Raw genomic sequence first — 17,255 nt, 5'->3', positions numbered from 1 at the left:
CACCGATGAATCTGCTGAAACGTTACGCTGTGCCCGTTGCCTGTGCGATGACCGTCCTCACCATGGCGGCTTGCTCATCCACGAAAGACGAGCGCCGCGTGCCGACGCCGCTCACCGAGTTCAAACCCGTGCTCGACGTGCAGCAGGCGTGGAAGACAAGTGTGGGCAAGGCGGGTCGTTACCTGTTCTCGCCGGTCGCTGTCGGCAACGCGGTGTACGCGGCCGGCGCGAACGGCTCGGTTGCGAAGATCGACGCGCAGACCGGCAAGGATATCTGGCGCGTCAAGCTGCATGACGATCTGTCGGCAGGTGTCGGCAGCGACGGCACGCTCACGGCGGTCGGCGGCTTGAAGGGCGACGTTTACGTACTCGGCGCGGACGGCAAGCAATTGTGGACTGCCAAGGCGCCCGGCGAAATCATCTCGCCGCCGCTGGTCGGCAACGGCCTCGTGGTGGTGCGCACGGTCGACGGTCAGATCGTCGCGTTCAATGCGCAAACTGGCGAGCAGAAGTGGAATTACCGCAACCGTGCGGTGCCGCTCAATCTCCGCGTCTCGTCGGGTATGACGTTCGCGGGCGATGCGGCTGTGCTGGCGGGCTTCCCGGGTGGCGCGTTCGCCGCGATCAACGTGCAGACCGGCGACAACTACTGGCAGACGCCGGTGTCGTATCCGAAGGGCGTGACAGAAGTGGAGCGCATCAATGACGTGACGGGACCGCCCACGCTGGTCGGTTCGGAAACCTGTGCGGTGACGTTCCAGGGTCAGATTGGCTGCTTCGATGCGAACTCTGGCCGTGCGCTGTGGGAAAAGGCGTTCTCGAGCACGAGCGGCCTCGCGCAGGATGACCGCGCGGTGGTGGCAGCCGACGACTGGTCGGTGGTGTCCGCATTCGACGTCAGCAGTGGTGCGCCGCTGTGGAAGAACGACAAGCTGAAGAACCGCGAGCTCGGCGTCCCGTTCATCCTGGGTCACGCCGCCGTGTTGGGCGACTATCAGGGTTTCGTGCACTTCCTGTCGCGCGACGACGGCACACTCGTGGCTCGCGTGAAGACCGACGGTACCCCGATTACCGCGGCCCCGGTGCTGGCCGGCGAGACGCTGGTTGTGCAGACGCACGACGGCGACCTGTATGGCTACCGCCCGCGCTAATCGCGCAGGCCATAGGTAGTCAAGCGTGCAGGCCGGCTTTGCCGGCCGCATGCGTTTTTGTAGCGCAGCAGAGTAACGAGAAATATTCCGCCGGACTGGCTGGTCCGGCGAGTCGGATCAGAAACGGCCCATGTGGCCATCGGTGGCTGCTTGCGGCGCCACCTTCGACGGCGTCTTCGTAGATACGGCAAAGAATCGTATCGAACTGGCGTGCGAGCCGTTGAGCAAGAAAGACTGAACCTGGCGGCCCATTGGCGCCGCCCCATACAGCCAAACCCCCGTCCGCCCGGGTGCGCATATTGACAGCACATCCGGGGCTGGCCGAATTCGTGATAATTTTCGTCAAACGCTGCCGCGTAGTGGCCGCATGGCGTCGCTACGCGGCCGGTCGATTTCGATCCCGCGTTTCACTGTGAACAACATCTGATGAAACCCGTTATTGCCCTGGTTGGGCGCCCCAATGTGGGGAAATCCACGCTATTCAACCGTCTCACGCGTACGCGTGATGCGCTGGTTGCCGACCTGCCCGGTCTCACCCGCGATCGCCACTACGGCGAGGGGCGCGCCGGTGATCGGCCGTATCTGGTCGTCGATACCGGCGGCTTCGAGCCGGTCGCGAAAGAAGGCATCCTGCACGAGATGGCGCGTCAAACCCGCCAGGCGGTCGAGGAATCGGACGTCGTCGTGTTCATCGTCGACGGCCGCAACGGCCTCGCGCCACAAGACAAGACGATTGCCGACTATCTGCGCAAGGTCGGCCGGCCGATCTTCCTCGTCGTCAACAAGGCGGAGGGTATGAAGTACGGCATGGTGGCCGCCGACTTCTACGAACTTGGTCTCGGCGACCCGCGCGCGATTTCCGCGGCGCACGGTGACGGCGTCACCGAAATGATCAATGAGGCACTCGGCGTCGCGTACGCCGGGCAGCCGGAAGAAAGCGACGAGGAAAAAGAAACGCGCGGCGTGAAGATCGCGATCGTCGGCCGGCCGAACGTCGGCAAGTCGACCTTGATCAATGCGCTGGTGGGCGAAGAGCGTGTGATCGCGTTCGACATGCCCGGCACCACGCGCGATTCGATCTACGTCGACTTTGAACGGCAGGGCAAGCCGTACACGCTGATCGACACGGCCGGTTTGCGGCGCCGCGGCAAGGTGTTCGAAGCGATCGAGAAATTCTCGGTGGTGAAAACGCTGCAATCGATCTCGGATGCGAACGTCGTGATCCTGCTGCTCGACGCGCAGCAGGACATCTCGGAACAGGATGCCCACATCGCCGGTTTCGTGGTGGAGCAGGGCCGCGCGCTGGTGGTGGGTGTGAACAAATGGGACGGTCTCGATCCGCATGTGCGCGAGCGCACCAAGGCAGACCTCGAGCGCAAATTAAAATTTCTCGATTTCGCCAAATTCCATTTCATTTCCGCCGCGGAAAAAACCGGAATCGGCCCGCTGATGCGCTCGGTCGACGACGCCTACGCCGCGGCTATGGCCAAGCTGCCGACGCCGAAACTCACGCGTGCGCTGATCGATGCAGTGGAATTCCAGCAACCGCGCCGACGCGGTCCGGTGCGCCCGAAACTGCGTTACGCGCACCAGGGTGGACAGAATCCGCCGATCATCGTGATTCACGGTAACGCGCTCGATGCGATCACCGAAACGTACAAACGCTACCTCGAAAACCGCTTCCGGGAAACTTTCAAGCTGATTGGGACTCCATTGCGCATAGAGTTCAGATCATCGACGAACCCTTACGCGGATAAAGCCTAAACGCAGGCTGAAACCCGCGTGTGTGTTGGGTTTGGCCGTCAGGGCCGGCCTCTCGCGCAAAAATGAAAATCGGCTATAGTGTAGCGGTTGACGGCGGATCTCTTTTTCTTCGTCGTCAATTTAGTCAACCTGCAAAAAAATACGGAGTTTGCTATGAGCAACAAAGGGCAATTGTTACAAGACCCGTTTTTGAACGCACTGCGTAAAGAGCATGTGCCGGTGTCGATTTACCTGGTCAACGGCATCAAGCTTCAAGGGAACATCGAATCGTTCGACCAGTACGTCGTGTTGCTCAGGAATACGGTCACCCAGATGGTCTACAAGCACGCAATTTCTACTGTCGTGCCTGCCCGTCCGGTGAATTTCCACCCGGATTCCGAACAGTCCTAACCCCCGTCGCGGCCGGCGTAGCGTCGCCCGTTGGCGATTACTCCCGGCCGCCTCATTTTGATACCCTCCAATTTGATCAATGCAGCGCTTGTCGGCATCGACTTCGGTAAGATCGATTTCGAAGCCAGTCTTGAAGAACTCAGCCTGCTCGCGCAAAGCGCGGGCGCGAATCCCTTAGTTACCCTCACGGGGCGCCGGTCCAGTCCTGATGCCAAGATGTTCGTCGGCAGCGGCAAGGCCGAAGAATTGCGACTTGCCTGTGAGGCGAACGACATCGAACTCGTCATTTTCAATCACGCTCTGGCACCTGCGCAGCAGCGCAATCTGGAGCAGGCGCTTAATCGCCGCGTGATTGATCGCACCAGTCTCATCCTCGATATTTTTGCGCAACGTGCCCGCAGTCATGAAGGCAAGCTGCAGGTGGAGCTCGCGCAGTTGCAGTACTTATCGACGCGACTAATCCGCGCATGGACCCACCTTGAACGCCAGAAAGGCGGTATTGGTTTGCGCGGCCCAGGCGAAACGCAGCTCGAAACCGACCGCCGGTTGATTGGCGAGCGCATCAAGGCGCTGAAAACCCGGCTCGAAAAGCTGCGCCGTCAGCACGGTACGCAGCGCCGCGCGCGTAGTCGTAACCAGACCATGTCCGTATCGCTCGTCGGCTACACGAACGCGGGCAAATCCACACTTTTCAATGCGCTGACGAAGGCTCAGGCGTATGCCGCCGACCAGCTGTTCGCCACGCTGGATACGACGTCCCGCCGTGTCTATCTCGGCGACGAAGCCGGCCAGGTGGTGGTATCCGACACGGTGGGTTTCATCCGCGAATTGCCTCACCAACTGGTGGCGGCTTTCCGCGCCACACTCGAGGAAACCATCCACGCCGACCTGCTGCTGCATGTGGTCGACGCGTCGAGCGCCGTGCGCCTCGATCAGATCGACCAGGTGAACGAGGTGTTGCACGCAATCGGTGCGGACACGATCCGTCAGGTGCTGGTGTTCAACAAGATCGACGCCGTGCCTGAGTTGGCGGCCCGTGGCGATGCGGTCGAGCGGGATGAGTATGGTAATATTTCGCGCGTCTTTTTGAGCGCGCGCACGGGGCAAGGGCTGGATACATTGCGCGCTGCCATCGCTGAAATCGCTACTGCCGAACCTCTCTCCGACACGCAGGTCGATCTGTCGGAAGAAGACCGGTCGGCAGCACCACGCGAGGACCGCAAGGTCTCAGAACTCGGGCACTGACCCGCTCCAATTGCACTGACCCGCTGTCTACTCTGGTGAACGAACACAGGTGAACGATTACAACGAGCGGAGTATCTGGCTGCGCATGCGCGCCATGCTTTCACTGAACGATCCGCGTTGGGGCCGGGGCGACGGCAATGGCGACCGCCAACGACCCAACGAACCCAAGCGTCCGCCGACCAAGGACGGTGAAGGTCCGCCCGATCTCGACGAGATGTGGCGCGATTTCAACCGTCGTTTGACCCGGGTGTTCGGCCGCAAGGGCGGCGGTGCGGGTGGTGGTGGGCGTCCGGACAACGGTCGCGGCGCGCGCATCGGCGTGGGCATCGTGATCGGCGTGTTGATCGCGATCTATCTCGGCAGCGGCGTGTTCGTTGTGCAAGATGGCCAGGCCGGCGTCGTGATGCAGTTCGGCAAGTATCGCTACACCGCGGGGCAGGGTGTGCATTGGCGCCTGCCGTATCCGTTCGAAGCGCATGAGCTTGTCAATATCGGCCAGATCCGCCAGGTGGAGGTCGGCCGTAACAACGTGGTGCGTCTCGCCAACGTGAAGGATGCGTCGATGCTCACGCATGACTCCGACATCGTCGACGTGCGCTTTGCGGTGCAGTACCAGGTGAGCAAGCCGACCGATTATCTCTTCCGCAGTGTCGATCCCGATCAGAGTGTGATGCAGGCCGCGCAGGCAGCGGTGCGCAGCATCGTCGGTGCGCGCAGCACCAACGACGTCCTCTATCAGGATCGCGAAACAATTCGCCAGCAACTGATGACGTCGATTCAGCAATCTCTGGATGAATACCAGTCCGGTCTCGCCGTGACCGGTGTAACGATCCAGGGTGTGCAGGTGCCCGATCAGGTGCAATCCGCTTTCGACAATGCCGCCAAAGTGCGGCAGGACAACGAGCGCGCGAAGCGCGAAGCGCAGGCCTATGCTGCCGAGTTGCTGCCGCGTGCGCAAGCCGACGTCGCGAGCCAGATCGACGCTGCGAAAACGTATAGCGACAAGACTGTCGCCCAGGCGCAAGGCGACGCCGAGCGCTTCAAGCAGGTCTACGCACAGTACTCGAAAGCGCCCGCGGTGATTCGCGAGCGCATGTACCTGGAAACCATGCAGCAGATCTATTCGAATACGACCAAGGTGTTTGTGGACAGCAAGAGCGGCAACAACGTGTTGTATCTGCCGCTCGACAAGCTGGTCGAGCAGACTCGCCAGCGCGTTGCTGACGCTGCTGCGGCCGCTTCCGGCGCCGCCGTTGCGTCGGGTGCTGCCGTGCCGCAAGCCGCGAGCAGCGCTGCCGCACCGTCTGCCGCAGCACCGGCTGCCGCTGCTTCCGCACCCGCCGCGGTTGCGACGCCTGCCAGCCAGGCGGCAGCCAGCAGCGACGCACTGCGTTCACGCGACTCCTTCCGCAGCCGTATGCGCGAAGACGACGTTCAATAAGGAGCGCACATCATGAACAAGATCATTGCGCTCGTCGTTGCCTTAGTCATCGTGCTGTTCGCTGCATCGTCGATGGTATTCGTGGTCGACCAGCGGCACCTGGCCGTGCTGTCATCGCATGGCGACACCGCTCCCGCTTTGGTCGGCCCCGGTCTGCACGTGAAGCTGCCGCCGCCGTTGCAAACGGTCACGCTGGTCGATAATCGCATCCAGTCGCTCGACGCGCCGGATGAAGATCGCTACGTCACGTCGGATAAAACCGATCTGCTGGCCAACCCGGTCATCAAATACCGAGTGACCGATCCGCTGAAGCTTCTCGCCGAAACCAAGGGCGACGTGCAAAGCCTGTCGGACCGCCTGGCGTTGCTGTCACGCAGTGCGCTCGGCGACGCGTTCGGCAAGGTCACGCTGACCGACGCGCTTGCGAAGCAACAAGCCATTGCCGACGAAGCGCGCGGCGCGATGGATAAAGCCGCGGCATCGCTGGGCGTGTCGGTGCTCGACGTGCAACTCACGCGAGTCGACTTCCCCGCAGCGATGGCCGACTCGGTCTACAAGCGGATGATTGCCGCACGCGAGCAGGCCGCGGCTGACGAACGTGCGAAGGGCACGGCCGAGGCCGACCAGATCAAGGCAGATGCGGTCGGCCAGCAACAGGCGATTCTCGCGGACGGCTATCGTCAGGCGCAGACGATCAAGGGTGAGGGCGATGCCAAGGCTGCGGAAATCGCCGCCGAAGCGTACGGCAGTGACCCGCAGTTCTACCAGTTTTATCAAAGCATGCAGGCGTACAAGAACACCTTCAAGCCTGGCGACGTGATCGTGGTCGACCCGAGCAGCGAGTTCTTCCGCTTCATGCGTAGCCCGACCGGGGGCACCGCCCCGGACGCTCCCGCGGTATCGCGCAAACACTGATAACCGGAACGCCGCGGCATCCGCATCGCGGCCCCTTCATTCGCATGGACATAGCCGGCTCGTTACTGCTCGCGATCGCATTGATGCTGATTATCGAAGGGATGTTTCCTTTCGTTTTTCCGAGCGCCTGGCGCGACACGTTCCGTAAAATAGCGGAACGCCCCCCGCATCAGATTCGCGTCGGCGGGCTGCTCGTGATGGTGCTCGGGCTGATCCTGTTGTTTATCGTGACCTGAAGGGGCGCTGCGCTGGGCTCGCCGTTGCGTTGGCGACATGCGCGTTGGCGACATGCGCGTTTGCGACATGCGCGGCAACAGCGAGCGCGTCGGCGCGGGCCAGGTTCGGCTGAGGGCTGCGAAGCGCAGTTCCGATGCCTGCGATAGCCGCCAGAATAGAGCCGTCGCCCGCCATTCACACTCATTTACCGGCGCACCCAGTCGCCGTGTTCAACGTCGTAGGACTGTATCGATGTCGACCTGGTTACTTCCCGAGAATATCGCCGACGTGCTGCCGTCGGAAGCCCGCAAGATCGAAGAGTTGCGGCGCCATTTGCTGGACCGTTTCCGCTCGTACGGCTACGAGATGGTGATGCCGCCACTGCTCGAGTACATCGAGTCGCTGCTCACCGGTGGCGGGCACGATCTGGATCTGCGCACTTTCAAGCTCGTCGATCAGCTGTCGGGGCGCACACTCGGTCTGCGTGCCGACATTACGCCGCAGGTCGCGCGTATCGATGCGCACCTGCTGAACCGTCAGGGCGTGACGCGTCTTTGCTATGCCGGCAATGTGGCGCATACGCGTCCGCGCGGCCTGCACGCCACGCGTGAGCAGATCCAGATCGGCGCGGAAATCTACGGCCACGCCGGCCTCGAAGCGGATCTGGAAATCCAGCAGTTGATGCTCGACGCGCTGCGTCTGGCCGGCCTCGCGAAGGTACGGCTCGATTTGTGTCACGCGGGCGTGCTCGCCGCGTTGATCGAAGCGGAGCCTGCTGCTGACGAGTTGGGTCAATCGCTCTACGACGCATTGGCCGGCAAGGACGTGCCGCGCCTCGTCGAGCTGACCGCCAATCTCACTCCGGTCACGCGCGACGCATTGCGCTCGCTGCCCACGCTCTACGGCGACGCGTCGGTGCTCGGCGAAGCCCGTGCACGGCTGCCGAACGCACCGGCAATCACCCGCGCGCTCGACGACCTCGCGTTCCTCGCAAGCCAGGTGGACGGCGCCGAAGTGATGATCGACCTGGCCGATTTGCGCGGCTACGCGTACCACAGCGGCGTGATGTTCTCGGCGTATGTCGATGGCGTGCCGAATGCGGTTGCGCGCGGCGGCCGCTACGACCACGTGGGCCAGGCCTACGGCCGCGCACGTGCAGCCACCGGCTTCTCGCTCGATCTGCGTGAAGTGGCGCGTATCTCGCCGGTCGAAGCCCGCAGCAGCGCGATTCTCGCGCCGTGGCAGCACGACGACGCGCTGCGCGTCAGCGTCGCCGCATTGCGTGACGCCGGCGAAGTCGTGATCCAGGCGCTGCCTGGCCACGAACACGATCTGGACGAGTTCGCCTGCGACCGCGTGTTGGTCGAGCGCAAAGGCGCTTGGGTCGTCGAACCCCGTTCCTGAGCGCGAGTCGATGACCGACTGAGGGGCGTCCCAAGGGCATTTCAGAAGGCGTCCAAAGCGTCGCCGGACCCGGTGCGGCCACTCGCCGCACTATTTTCGATATACCCACCATAACGTGCATACCGTTGAGCGGAAACGGAAAAATTCGGAAGGTTCCGCGAACATAGGTAGAATACGTTTTTAACCAGCTTACGAAACAACATGTCTGCCAGCGCAGTGAATGTGAACCCCGGGCGTAACGTCGTCGTCGTGGGGACCCAGTGGGGTGATGAAGGCAAGGGCAAGATCGTCGACTGGCTGACGGACCACGCTCAAGGCGTCGTTCGCTTCCAGGGCGGTCACAATGCCGGTCACACGCTTATCATCGGCGGCAAGAAAACCATCTTGCGTCTGATTCCGTCGGGCATCATGCATCCCGGCGTCGCGTGCTACATCGGGAATGGCGTCGTGTTGTCGCCGGAAGCACTGTTCAAGGAAATTGGCGAGCTCGAAGCCGCCGGGGTCGATGTTCAGAATCGCCTCTTCATTTCCGAAGCCACCACCTTGATCCTGCCGTACCACATTGCTATCGACCAGGGTCGCGAAGCGCGCCGTGGCGCGAGCAAGATTGGTACGACCGGCCGCGGCATCGGCCCGGCTTACGAAGACAAGGTGGCACGCCGTGGTTTGCGCGTGCAGGACCTGTTCGAGCCGGAAAGCTTCGCCGAACGTCTGCGTGAAAACCTCGATTATCACAACTTCGTGCTGACGCAATACCTGGGCGTCGCCGCTGTCGACTTCCAGCAAACGCTCGACACGATGCTGAGCTACGCCGACCGTCTGAAGCCGATGGTGACCGACGTGTCGCGCCGTCTGTACGACGAAAACGCAGCCGGCAATAACCTGCTGTTCGAAGGTGCGCAAGGCACGCTGCTCGACATCGACCACGGCACCTATCCGTACGTCACGTCGAGCAATTGCGTGGCCGGTGCGGCTACCGCGGGTGCCGGCGTCGGTCCGCAAAAGCTGAACTACATTCTCGGCATCACCAAGGCGTATTGCACGCGTGTCGGTTCGGGTCCGTTCCCGAGCGAACTGTACGACGCGGATAACGCCGCGCGTCAGGAACCGATCGGCCTGGAGCTTGCCAAGGTCGGCAAGGAATTCGGCTCGGTTACCGGCCGTCCGCGCCGCACCGGTTGGCTCGACGCCGCCGCGCTGCGCCGCTCGATCCAGATCAACGGCGTGTCGGGCCTGTGCATGACCAAGCTCGACGTGCTCGACGGTCTCGACGAAGTGAAGCTGTGCATCGGCTACAAGGTCGACGGCAAGCATGTCGACCTGCTGCCGCGTGGCGCATCGGAAGTCGCGCGTTGCGTGCCGGTGTACGAAACCTTCGCGGGCTGGAAGGAAAGCACCGTCGGCGTGACGGAATGGGACAAGCTGCCAGCCAGCGCGCGCGCGTATCTGACGCGTGTGCAGGAAGTCGCGGGCATTCCGATCGACATGGTGTCAACCGGTCCGGATCGCGACGAAACGATCTTGCTTCGTCATCCGTTCAAGGTTTAAGCCATGGTGCAAGGTGTACCCATGATTGCGATGAAAGATCCGCGCAACGACGACAAGAACCTGTGGGTCGACTGGGACGAATATCACCGGCTGATCGAACTGCTGGCATTGCAGGTGCATGATTCGGGCTGGAAGTTCGACAAGATCCTGTGCCTCGCGCGCGGCGGTCTGCGCGTCGGTGACCAGCTCTCGCGTATTTACGATCTGCCGTTGGCGATTCTCGCCACCAGTTCGTACCGCGAAGCGGCCGGCACAGAGCAGGGCGAACTCGACATCGCGCAATACATCACGATGACGCGCGGTGAGCTGCACGGTAACGTGCTGCTGGTCGACGACCTGGTCGATTCGGGTGTGACGCTGGCACGGGTACAGCAGCATTTGAAGGAACGCTATCCGGCGATCACCGCGGTGCGTTCGGCGGTGCTCTGGTACAAGGGCTGCTCGAAGGTGAAGCCCGACTACCACGTGCAGTATCTGCCTACCAATCCGTGGATTCACCAGCCGTTCGAGGAGTGGGACACGGTTCGTCCGCACAACCTCGGCGCGTGGATCAAGCGCGGTATGCAGCAGGAACAGGGATCGTCGGGCACGTGATGCGCGCTGCGACGCCGTACCTATTGCGTCGTAGCCCAGTGCAGTGCCTGCAGAACGGAGCCCATTGGGCTCCGTTTTTTTGCCTCGAATGTGTCTTGAATATGCCTTGAATGTGCCTCGGATATGTGTCGTAGCGTGCCCTGCGAACGGCGCCTCGCAAAACGCGCAACCCGCGCCGATGAAACGCCTGACGCAGCAGACGCGCCCAAATCGCAGTGCTACACTTCGCGGACCATCCACGTGGTGTATCCACAACAAGCCGGGCGGCGCTAGGCGGGCAGTTTAGAATAGCGGTCGTTTTTTCCGCTCAGGGAACGGATTTCCTCGCGTTTATGACAGATAACAATCACGTGCACAAACAGCCTCTGCCTTCCCTCGCGATTGCCGCGATCGGAGTGGTCTTCGGCGATATCGGCACGAGCCCGTTGTACTCGCTGAAAGAGGCATTCAGCCCGTCACATGGCATTCCGCTGACCGATCAATCGATTCTGGGCGTGATCTCGCTGCTGTTCTGGGCGATCGTGATCGTGGTCGGCATCAAGTACGTATTGTTCGTGATGCGCGCCGACAACAACGGCGAAGGCGGCGTCCTCGCGCTAATGGCGCTGGCGCTGCGCTCTCTCGACCAGAAGTCGAAAATGGCCGGCTTGTTGATGATGCTCGGCATCTTCGGTGCCTGCATGTTCTATGGCGACGCAGTGATTACGCCTGCCATTTCGGTGATCTCAGCGGTCGAAGGTCTTGAGGTCGCGGCACCCCATCTGTCCCATCTGGTGTTGCCGCTAACCATGGTGATCCTGGTACTGCTGTTCTGGATTCAGCGGCACGGAACGGCTACTGTCGGCCGCCTGTTCGGTCCGATCATGGTGGTGTGGTTCCTGGTGCTCGCCGCGCTGGGTCTGTGGCACATCCTGCAGTCGCCGAACGTGATCCGCGCACTCAACCCGTACTACGCCTACACCTTTATGGCGGCGCACGTGTTGCAGGCCTACGTGGTGCTCGGCTCGGTCGTGCTGGTGCTGACCGGCGCCGAAGCGCTGTACGCCGACATGGGCCACTTCGGCGCCAAGCCGATCCGTATGGCCTGGTACTGCCTCGTGATGCCTTCGCTGGTGCTGAACTACTTCGGCCAGGGCGCGCTGCTGATGCACGACCCGAAGGCGATCGAGAACCCGTTCTTCCTGCTCGCACCGGATTGGGCATTGCTGCCGCTCGTGGTGCTGTCGACGGTGGCGACCGTGATCGCGTCGCAGGCGGTGATTTCAGGCGCCTATTCGTTGACGAGCCAGGCGATCCAGCTCGGCTATGTGCCGCGCATGAAAATCCTGCACACGTCGGAACTGGCGATCGGCCAGATCTATGTCCCGGTGGTGAACTGGATGCTGCTATTCATCATTCTGTGCATCGTGATCGCGTTCAAGAGCTCGGATAACCTCGCCGCTGCTTACGGTATCGCGGTGACGGCCACCATGGTGATCACCACGATTCTCGCCTGCGTCGTGATGGTGAAGGTGTGGAACTGGAACAAGTTCCTCGTGGCGATGATCATCGGCGTGTTCATGGCGGTCGACTTAGGATTTTTCGGCGCCAATCTGCTCAAGGTTGCGGAGGGGGGCTGGCTGCCCCTCGGCATCGGCGCGTTGCTGTTCTTCCTGCTGATGACCTGGTTCAAGGGCAGGATGATCGTCAAGGAGCGCACGGCCGCGGACGGTATTCCGCTCATGCCGTTCCTGCAAGGTTTGCTCGCGCACCCGCCGCATCGCGTGTCGGGTACGGCAATCTATCTGACGGGCAGCGATTCGCTCGTGCCGGTGAGTTTGCTGCACAACCTGAAGCACAACAAAGTGCTGCACGAGCGCACCATTTTCCTGACCTTCATGACGCTCGATATTCCGTATGTGAAGGATGCTGAGCGCGTGACGGTAAAGGATCTCGACGGCGGTGTGTACCTCGTCAAGGCGGCGTACGGTTTCAACGAAACGCCTGACGTCAAGGCGGTGCTGCTCGAGGTGGGCCGCACGCACGACATGACCTTCGAGATTATGGACACGTCGTTCTTCCTGGCGCGCGAAACCGTGGTGCCAACACAGTTGCCGGGCATGTCGGTATGGCGCGAACGTGTGTTCGCATGGATGCATCAGAATGCCGCCAAGCCGACCGATTTCTTCAGCATCCCGGCCAATCGGGTCGTGGAGTTGGGCACGAAGATCGAGATCTGAGCGAACCTAGGTTCGTACGCGCCTTGTATGTCGGGGCGCGGGAAGCGAGAAGTGATAAGCAAAAAAAGCCCACGCAATTGCGTGGGCTTTTTTTCGCCGCTCAGTCTCGTAAGCGTCAGCGCGTGGGTAAATTACGCGCTGACGAACACGCTTACTTCTGCTTGAGTTTGGCGAATGCCGCGGCCATTGCGCCGCCTGCTTCCGGCTCACGCGAGCGCTGTTGCTGCGCGCCGCGTCCGCCGCCGCCGGAGCGGCCGCGATCCTGCTGGGCCCCGCCACCGCTGCGTGATGCTGCTGCCGCGCCGAACTCGTCGTCCAGACGCATGGTCAGCGCGATACGCTGGCGCTTCACGTCGACTTCCAGCACCTTCACCTTGACGATCTGGCCGGCCTTGACGACTTCGTGCGGGTCTTTGATGAACTTCGTCGACATGGCCGACACGTGCACCAGACCGTCCTGATGTACGCCGATATCGATGAACGCACCGAAAGCCGCCACGTTCGTCACGACGCCTTCGAGCACCATGCCCGGCGTCAGGTCGCTGACTTTCTCGACGCCTTCGCGGAAGGTCGCGGTCTTGAACTCGGGGCGGGGGTCGCGGCCCGGCTTTTCGAGTTCCAGCAGAATGTCGCGCACGGTCGGCAGGCCGAAACGTTCGTCGACGAATTCCGCCGGCGACAGGCCGCGCAGCGCGTCGCGATTGCCGAGCACTTCACCGACATGCTTGCTGATCTTCGCGAGCATGCGTTCCACGACCGGATACGCTTCCGGGTGAACCGACGAACGGTCGAGTGGGTTCTCGCCGTTGTTGATGCGCAGGAACCCGGCGGCCTGTTCGAAGGTCTTGTCGCCCAGGCGTGGCACCTTGCGCAGATGTTCGCGCGACGGGAACGGGCCGTTTGCGTCGCGATAGTCGACGATGTTGCGAGCCAGCGTGGCGTTGAGACCCGACACGCGTGCCAGCAACGCGACCGATGCCGTATTGGCATCCACGCCGACCGCGTTCACGCAATCCTCGACCACGGCATCGAGCGAGCGGGCCAGTTCGCGCTGATTCACGTCGTGCTGGTATTGGCCGACGCCGATCGCTTTCGGTTCGATCTTCACCAGTTCCGCGAGCGGATCCTGCAGACGGCGCGCAATCGACACGGCGCCGCGCAGCGACACGTCCATGTCCGGGAATTCCTTCGCCGCGAGTTCGGAGGCCGAGTACACCGACGCGCCGGCTTCCGACACGACGATCTTCTGCATCTTGAACTCAGGATGACGCGCGATCAGCTCGCTCGCCAGCTTGTCCGTTTCGCGCGACGCCGTGCCGTTGCCGATGCTGATCAACTCTGCCTGCGTCTGCGCACAGATGCGCGCGAGCTTGGCGAGCGAGCCGTCCCAGTCGCGGCGCGGTTCGTGCGGATAAATCACGTCGGTGGCGAGCACCTTGCCAGTCCGATCGACCACTGCGACTTTCACACCGGTGCGCATACCCGGATCGAGGCCGATCACCGCCTTCGGGCCTGCCGGCGCTGCCAGCAGCAGGTCTTTCAGGTTGCGCGCGAACACGCGAATCGCTTCGTGTTCGGCTTCGTCGCGCAGATTGGTCAGCAGTTCGTTTTCGATGTGCGGCTGCACTTTCACGCGCCAGCACCAGCGGCACACGTCCGAGAGCCACTTGTCGCCCGGGCGGTTCTGATTGGCGATGCCGAAGTGGCGCGCGATCAGCGCTTCGCCCGGATGCGGCACCTGCGCGTCCAGTTCTTCGCCGAGGCCCAGCTTGACCATCAGCACGCCCGCATTACGGCCGCGGAACAGGGCTAGCGCGCGATGCGACGGCACGGTCCTGATGGTTTCCGCGTAGTCGTAGTAGTCGCGGAATTTCTCTTCTTCCGCGTTTTCCTTGCCCTCGACCACTTTCGACGACACCACGCCCTGGTTGAACAGGTAATCGCGCAGCTTGCCGAGCAGATCAGCGGTTTCGCCGAACTGTTCGGAGAGAATGTCGCGCGCGCCGTCGAGAGCGGCCTTGACGTCGGCGACGCCTTTCTCGGCGTCGACGTAGGCGGCGGCTTCGGTTTGCGGGTCGAGCAGGGGATTGGTCAGCAGCGCGTCGGCGAGCGGCTGCAAGCCGGCTTCGCGGGCGATCTGCGCGCGCGTGCGGCGCTTGGGCTTATACGGGAGATACAGGTCTTCCAGCACCTGCTTGCTGTCGGCGCCTTCGATCGCGGTGCGCAGCTCGTCGGTGAGCTTGCCCTGTTCGTCGATGCTCGCGATGATCGTAGCGCGCCGGTCTTCCAGCTCGCGCAGGTACAGCAGGCGCTCCTCGAGATTACGCAGTTGCGTGTCGTCGAGATTGTCGGTCACTTCCTTCCGGTAGCGGGCGATGAACGGAACAGTCGCTCCTTCGTCGAGGAGTTGCACCGCGGCCGCGACCTGGCGCGGCTGGACGGACAGTTCGGCGGCGATGCGCTGTACGATCTTGAGTGCTACGGTTTCCGTCATAAGGTCTTGGTGTTCCTGCTACTCAATCAAAGGTCGCGCGGTAACGGCACACGTCGGGCACGTCGGCCCACGCTGGGCGTGCGCGCTGCGACCAGGTTGCTGGAGCGGGGCATTTTGCCATAAATGCCAAAGGGCTCAACCGCGGGGTGATAGAATTTCAGGCATGTTCCGTTGACCATTTACGACGTTGCCAACCTCCTTGTCCCTCAACCGCCTAGGCTCCCGCTTGGTCTCTCGCTTGTCACAATTGCCGTCTTTTCTGTCGCTGAATGTGTCGCGATCGTCGCTTACGTCGCTCATATCGGCGTCGCGATCCGTGTTCAAGCCAGCGTTCCCGTCCAATGGGATGTTTTTCGCTTCGTGCGCCGCGTGCGCGATGGTGGCTTCGCTGGCCATGTCAGCACCTGCCGTGGCGCAATCCGCAGCGCCGCTCGAAGCCGCCAGCAGTATCGCGCCGGTAGCCGCTTCGGGGGCGCGGGCAACGAGCACCACGAATGTCGCGGACGGGGACAATACCAGCAACGCTGGGAATACCGATAACACGGCATCGCTTGATAGCGCATTCGACGCGCGGCAGAAGGTCCTGGATCAGCGTACCGAGGAAAACAACTACCGTTACGCGGTCGCCGAACACGATTGCTACAGTAAGTTCTTCGTCAACCATTGTCTGAACAAGGCGCGCGACAGCATGCGCTCGGTGCAGGCCGGCATTCGCAAGGAACAGCTCGCGCTCGATGGCGAGCAGCGTGTCCAGCGCGCCCGTGAGCGTGACGAGCAGGCGGCGCTCAAACGCGCGCAGGACGAAGCGAGCGCGCCGCAACGCGCTGCCGACGACGCGCGCAACGCTCAAACCTACGAAGACAAGCAGCGCCAGCACCAGCTCGACCAGGCGCAGCGCGCGGCCGAGGCGCCCCAACGCAATGCCAACGCGCAAGCCTATCAGCAGAAGGTGCAACAGCATGCGCTGGATCAGGCGCAGCGCGGCGTCAGCCCGTCGCAGGCCGCAGCTAACCAGCAGGCTTACGACCAGAAACAGGGCGACTTCCAACGCAAGCTCGAGGAGGCACGTCAGCAGGGCGCGCAGAAGGCTCAGGACCGCGTCGAGAAGCAGCAGACCTTTAAGAAGAAACAGGCCGATGCGGCGCAGCATAAAGCCGACGTCGAAGCGCGCCAGAAGCAGGCGGCCGAGAAAGCCGAGCAGAAACGTCAGGACCAGTTGAAACAGCAGCAGGAACTCGAAGAGCAGCAGAAGCAGCAACAGCAACAACAACAACAGTAGTCGCTGTGCTGTCTTTATCTCTCGTAGGGTTGCAGGAGCGGAGTATCGTAGTCGCTGTAACGCGTTTTAAGCCGGACAGCAACCTCCGGCACAGGCTGCACCACGCAGCCCGTGCCGCTTATGAGAGGAGGCGAGCATGCGCGATCAACATCACGTCATCACCACGGACACACTTCGCGACCGTATTCTGCAGTTGGAATCGGAGCATAGTGGGCTCGATCGTTTGATCGACCGAATATCGGATGAGCCCGGCATCGACGACTTCGAGTTGCAGCGCCTGAAAAAGCGCAAACTCAAAGTCAAGGACACCATCATCTTGCTGCAATTGCAGCTCGAACCGGACGTACGCGCCTGAGTTCGTGGCCTGGCAGGTGCCGGGTCGCGCCGCGCGCGCCGGACTTTGCAGGAAACGCTTGCCTTGAATTCACCGCTTGAAACTTCACCACGTGCCGCGGCGGCCGACGACGCTTCTGCGGCCGGCACTACGGTGGCCGGCACTCCGGTGGCCGGCACTCCGGTGGCCGGCACCCCGGTGGCCGGCACCCCGGTGGCCGGCACCCCGGCGCTGCGTCCTCCCGCGTCTGCGCTCTCCGCG

Annotated in this window: 15 protein-coding genes; 13 read left to right on the top strand and 2 right to left on the bottom strand. The window is 62.3% G+C overall.

All coding sequences use genetic code 11. The annotated features are described in order from the left end of the window. The first annotated feature begins 5 nt into the window (after window positions 1–5). From bamB to VFE81_RS26040, 11 genes are all read left to right on the top strand, one after another. A complete protein-coding gene (bamB, locus tag VFE81_RS26090; RefSeq protein WP_325047343.1) occupies window positions 6–1,151 on the top strand; it encodes an outer membrane protein assembly factor BamB in 1,146 nt (381 codons plus the stop codon). Between the two features lie 426 nt (window positions 1,152–1,577). Next, window positions 1,578–2,915 (top strand): ribosome biogenesis GTPase Der, encoded by a 1,338-nt coding sequence (gene der, locus VFE81_RS26085; RefSeq protein WP_325047342.1) that lies wholly within the window; start codon window positions 1,578–1,580, stop codon window positions 2,913–2,915. A 153-nt stretch (window positions 2,916–3,068) separates the two neighbouring features. Beyond that, window positions 3,069–3,305, top strand: coding sequence for an RNA chaperone Hfq (gene hfq, locus VFE81_RS26080; protein ID WP_006051315.1), 237 nt, complete (start codon window positions 3,069–3,071; stop codon window positions 3,303–3,305). Window positions 3,306–3,335: 30 nt separating this feature from the next. Then, a complete protein-coding gene (hflX, locus tag VFE81_RS26075; RefSeq protein WP_325047341.1) occupies window positions 3,336–4,550 on the top strand; it encodes a GTPase HflX in 1,215 nt (404 codons plus the stop codon). A 49-nt stretch (window positions 4,551–4,599) separates the two neighbouring features. Further along, window positions 4,600–5,991: an FtsH protease activity modulator HflK gene (hflK, locus tag VFE81_RS26070; RefSeq protein WP_325047340.1), complete on the top strand. Its 1,392-nt coding sequence runs from the start codon at window positions 4,600–4,602 to the stop codon at window positions 5,989–5,991. Between the two features lie 12 nt (window positions 5,992–6,003). Continuing rightward, the gene (locus VFE81_RS26065; protein WP_325047339.1) at window positions 6,004–6,906 is read left to right on the top strand and encodes a protease modulator HflC; all 903 of its coding nucleotides are present in this window, start codon (window positions 6,004–6,006) and stop codon (window positions 6,904–6,906) included. A gap of 44 nt (window positions 6,907–6,950) precedes the next feature. Continuing rightward, window positions 6,951–7,142: a DUF2065 domain-containing protein gene (locus tag VFE81_RS26060; protein ID WP_120343674.1), complete on the top strand. Its 192-nt coding sequence runs from the start codon at window positions 6,951–6,953 to the stop codon at window positions 7,140–7,142. Between the two features lie 232 nt (window positions 7,143–7,374). Next, window positions 7,375–8,526 (top strand): ATP phosphoribosyltransferase regulatory subunit, encoded by a 1,152-nt coding sequence (locus VFE81_RS26055; protein ID WP_325047338.1) that lies wholly within the window; start codon window positions 7,375–7,377, stop codon window positions 8,524–8,526. A gap of 201 nt (window positions 8,527–8,727) precedes the next feature. Then, window positions 8,728–10,074 (top strand): adenylosuccinate synthase, encoded by a 1,347-nt coding sequence (locus VFE81_RS26050; RefSeq protein WP_325047337.1) that lies wholly within the window; start codon window positions 8,728–8,730, stop codon window positions 10,072–10,074. A gap of 3 nt (window positions 10,075–10,077) precedes the next feature. Further along, window positions 10,078–10,668 (top strand): phosphoribosyltransferase, encoded by a 591-nt coding sequence (locus VFE81_RS26045; protein ID WP_325047336.1) that lies wholly within the window; start codon window positions 10,078–10,080, stop codon window positions 10,666–10,668. Between the two features lie 332 nt (window positions 10,669–11,000). Continuing rightward, complete coding sequence (locus VFE81_RS26040) at window positions 11,001–12,887, top strand: potassium transporter Kup (RefSeq protein WP_325047335.1); 1,887 nt, start codon at window positions 11,001–11,003, stop codon at window positions 12,885–12,887. Between the two features lie 151 nt (window positions 12,888–13,038). On the opposite strand, the gene VFE81_RS26035 is transcribed toward VFE81_RS26040, so the two are convergent. Both VFE81_RS26035 and VFE81_RS26030 read right to left on the bottom strand, forming a co-directional pair. After that, window positions 13,039–15,381, bottom strand: a complete 2,343-nt coding sequence (locus VFE81_RS26035; RefSeq protein WP_325047334.1) for a Tex family protein — start codon at window positions 15,379–15,381, stop codon at window positions 13,039–13,041. Window positions 15,382–15,516: 135 nt separating this feature from the next. Next, the gene (locus tag VFE81_RS26030; RefSeq protein ID WP_325047354.1) at window positions 15,517–15,777 is read right to left on the bottom strand and encodes a hypothetical protein; all 261 of its coding nucleotides are present in this window, start codon (window positions 15,775–15,777) and stop codon (window positions 15,517–15,519) included. Between VFE81_RS26030 and VFE81_RS26025 the strand changes: the two genes are divergently transcribed. Further along, window positions 15,728–16,660 (top strand): hypothetical protein, encoded by a 933-nt coding sequence (locus tag VFE81_RS26025; protein WP_325047353.1) that lies wholly within the window; start codon window positions 15,728–15,730, stop codon window positions 16,658–16,660. The genes VFE81_RS26030 and VFE81_RS26025 overlap by 50 nt on opposite strands. Before the next feature lie 136 nt (window positions 16,661–16,796). Then, entirely contained in the window at window positions 16,797–17,015 is a 219-nt protein-coding gene (locus tag VFE81_RS26020; protein WP_325047333.1) for a DUF465 domain-containing protein, read from the top strand. Window positions 17,016–17,255 lie beyond the last annotated feature (240 nt).

The organism is Paraburkholderia sp. (assembly GCF_035656215.1).
In the GTDB taxonomy this organism is placed as follows: Bacteria; Pseudomonadota; Gammaproteobacteria; order Burkholderiales; family Burkholderiaceae; genus Paraburkholderia.
The sequence above is the reverse complement of the archived record's forward strand: the minus strand, read 5'-3'. Positions and strand labels throughout refer to the sequence as shown.

Coding starts and splice junctions, on each gene's coding strand:
- VFE81_RS26065 (WP_325047339.1), top strand. CDS start 6,004: ATGAACAAGATCATTGCGCTCGTCGTTGCCTTAGTCATCGTGCTGTTC.
- VFE81_RS26050 (WP_325047337.1), top strand. CDS start 8,728: ATGTCTGCCAGCGCAGTGAATGTGAACCCCGGGCGTAACGTCGTCGTC.
- hfq (WP_006051315.1), top strand. CDS start 3,069: ATGAGCAACAAAGGGCAATTGTTACAAGACCCGTTTTTGAACGCACTG.
- der (WP_325047342.1), top strand. CDS start 1,578: ATGAAACCCGTTATTGCCCTGGTTGGGCGCCCCAATGTGGGGAAATCC.
- VFE81_RS26055 (WP_325047338.1), top strand. CDS start 7,375: ATGTCGACCTGGTTACTTCCCGAGAATATCGCCGACGTGCTGCCGTCG.
- VFE81_RS26040 (WP_325047335.1), top strand. CDS start 11,001: ATGACAGATAACAATCACGTGCACAAACAGCCTCTGCCTTCCCTCGCG.
- VFE81_RS26020 (WP_325047333.1), top strand. CDS start 16,797: ATGCGCGATCAACATCACGTCATCACCACGGACACACTTCGCGACCGT.
- VFE81_RS26030 (WP_325047354.1), bottom strand. CDS start 15,777: ATGGCCAGCGAAGCCACCATCGCGCACGCGGCGCACGAAGCGAAAAAC.
- VFE81_RS26060 (WP_120343674.1), top strand. CDS start 6,951: ATGGACATAGCCGGCTCGTTACTGCTCGCGATCGCATTGATGCTGATT.
- VFE81_RS26045 (WP_325047336.1), top strand. CDS start 10,078: ATGGTGCAAGGTGTACCCATGATTGCGATGAAAGATCCGCGCAACGAC.
- VFE81_RS26035 (WP_325047334.1), bottom strand. CDS start 15,381: ATGACGGAAACCGTAGCACTCAAGATCGTACAGCGCATCGCCGCCGAA.
- bamB (WP_325047343.1), top strand. CDS start 6: ATGAATCTGCTGAAACGTTACGCTGTGCCCGTTGCCTGTGCGATGACC.
- VFE81_RS26025 (WP_325047353.1), top strand. CDS start 15,728: ATGTTTTTCGCTTCGTGCGCCGCGTGCGCGATGGTGGCTTCGCTGGCC.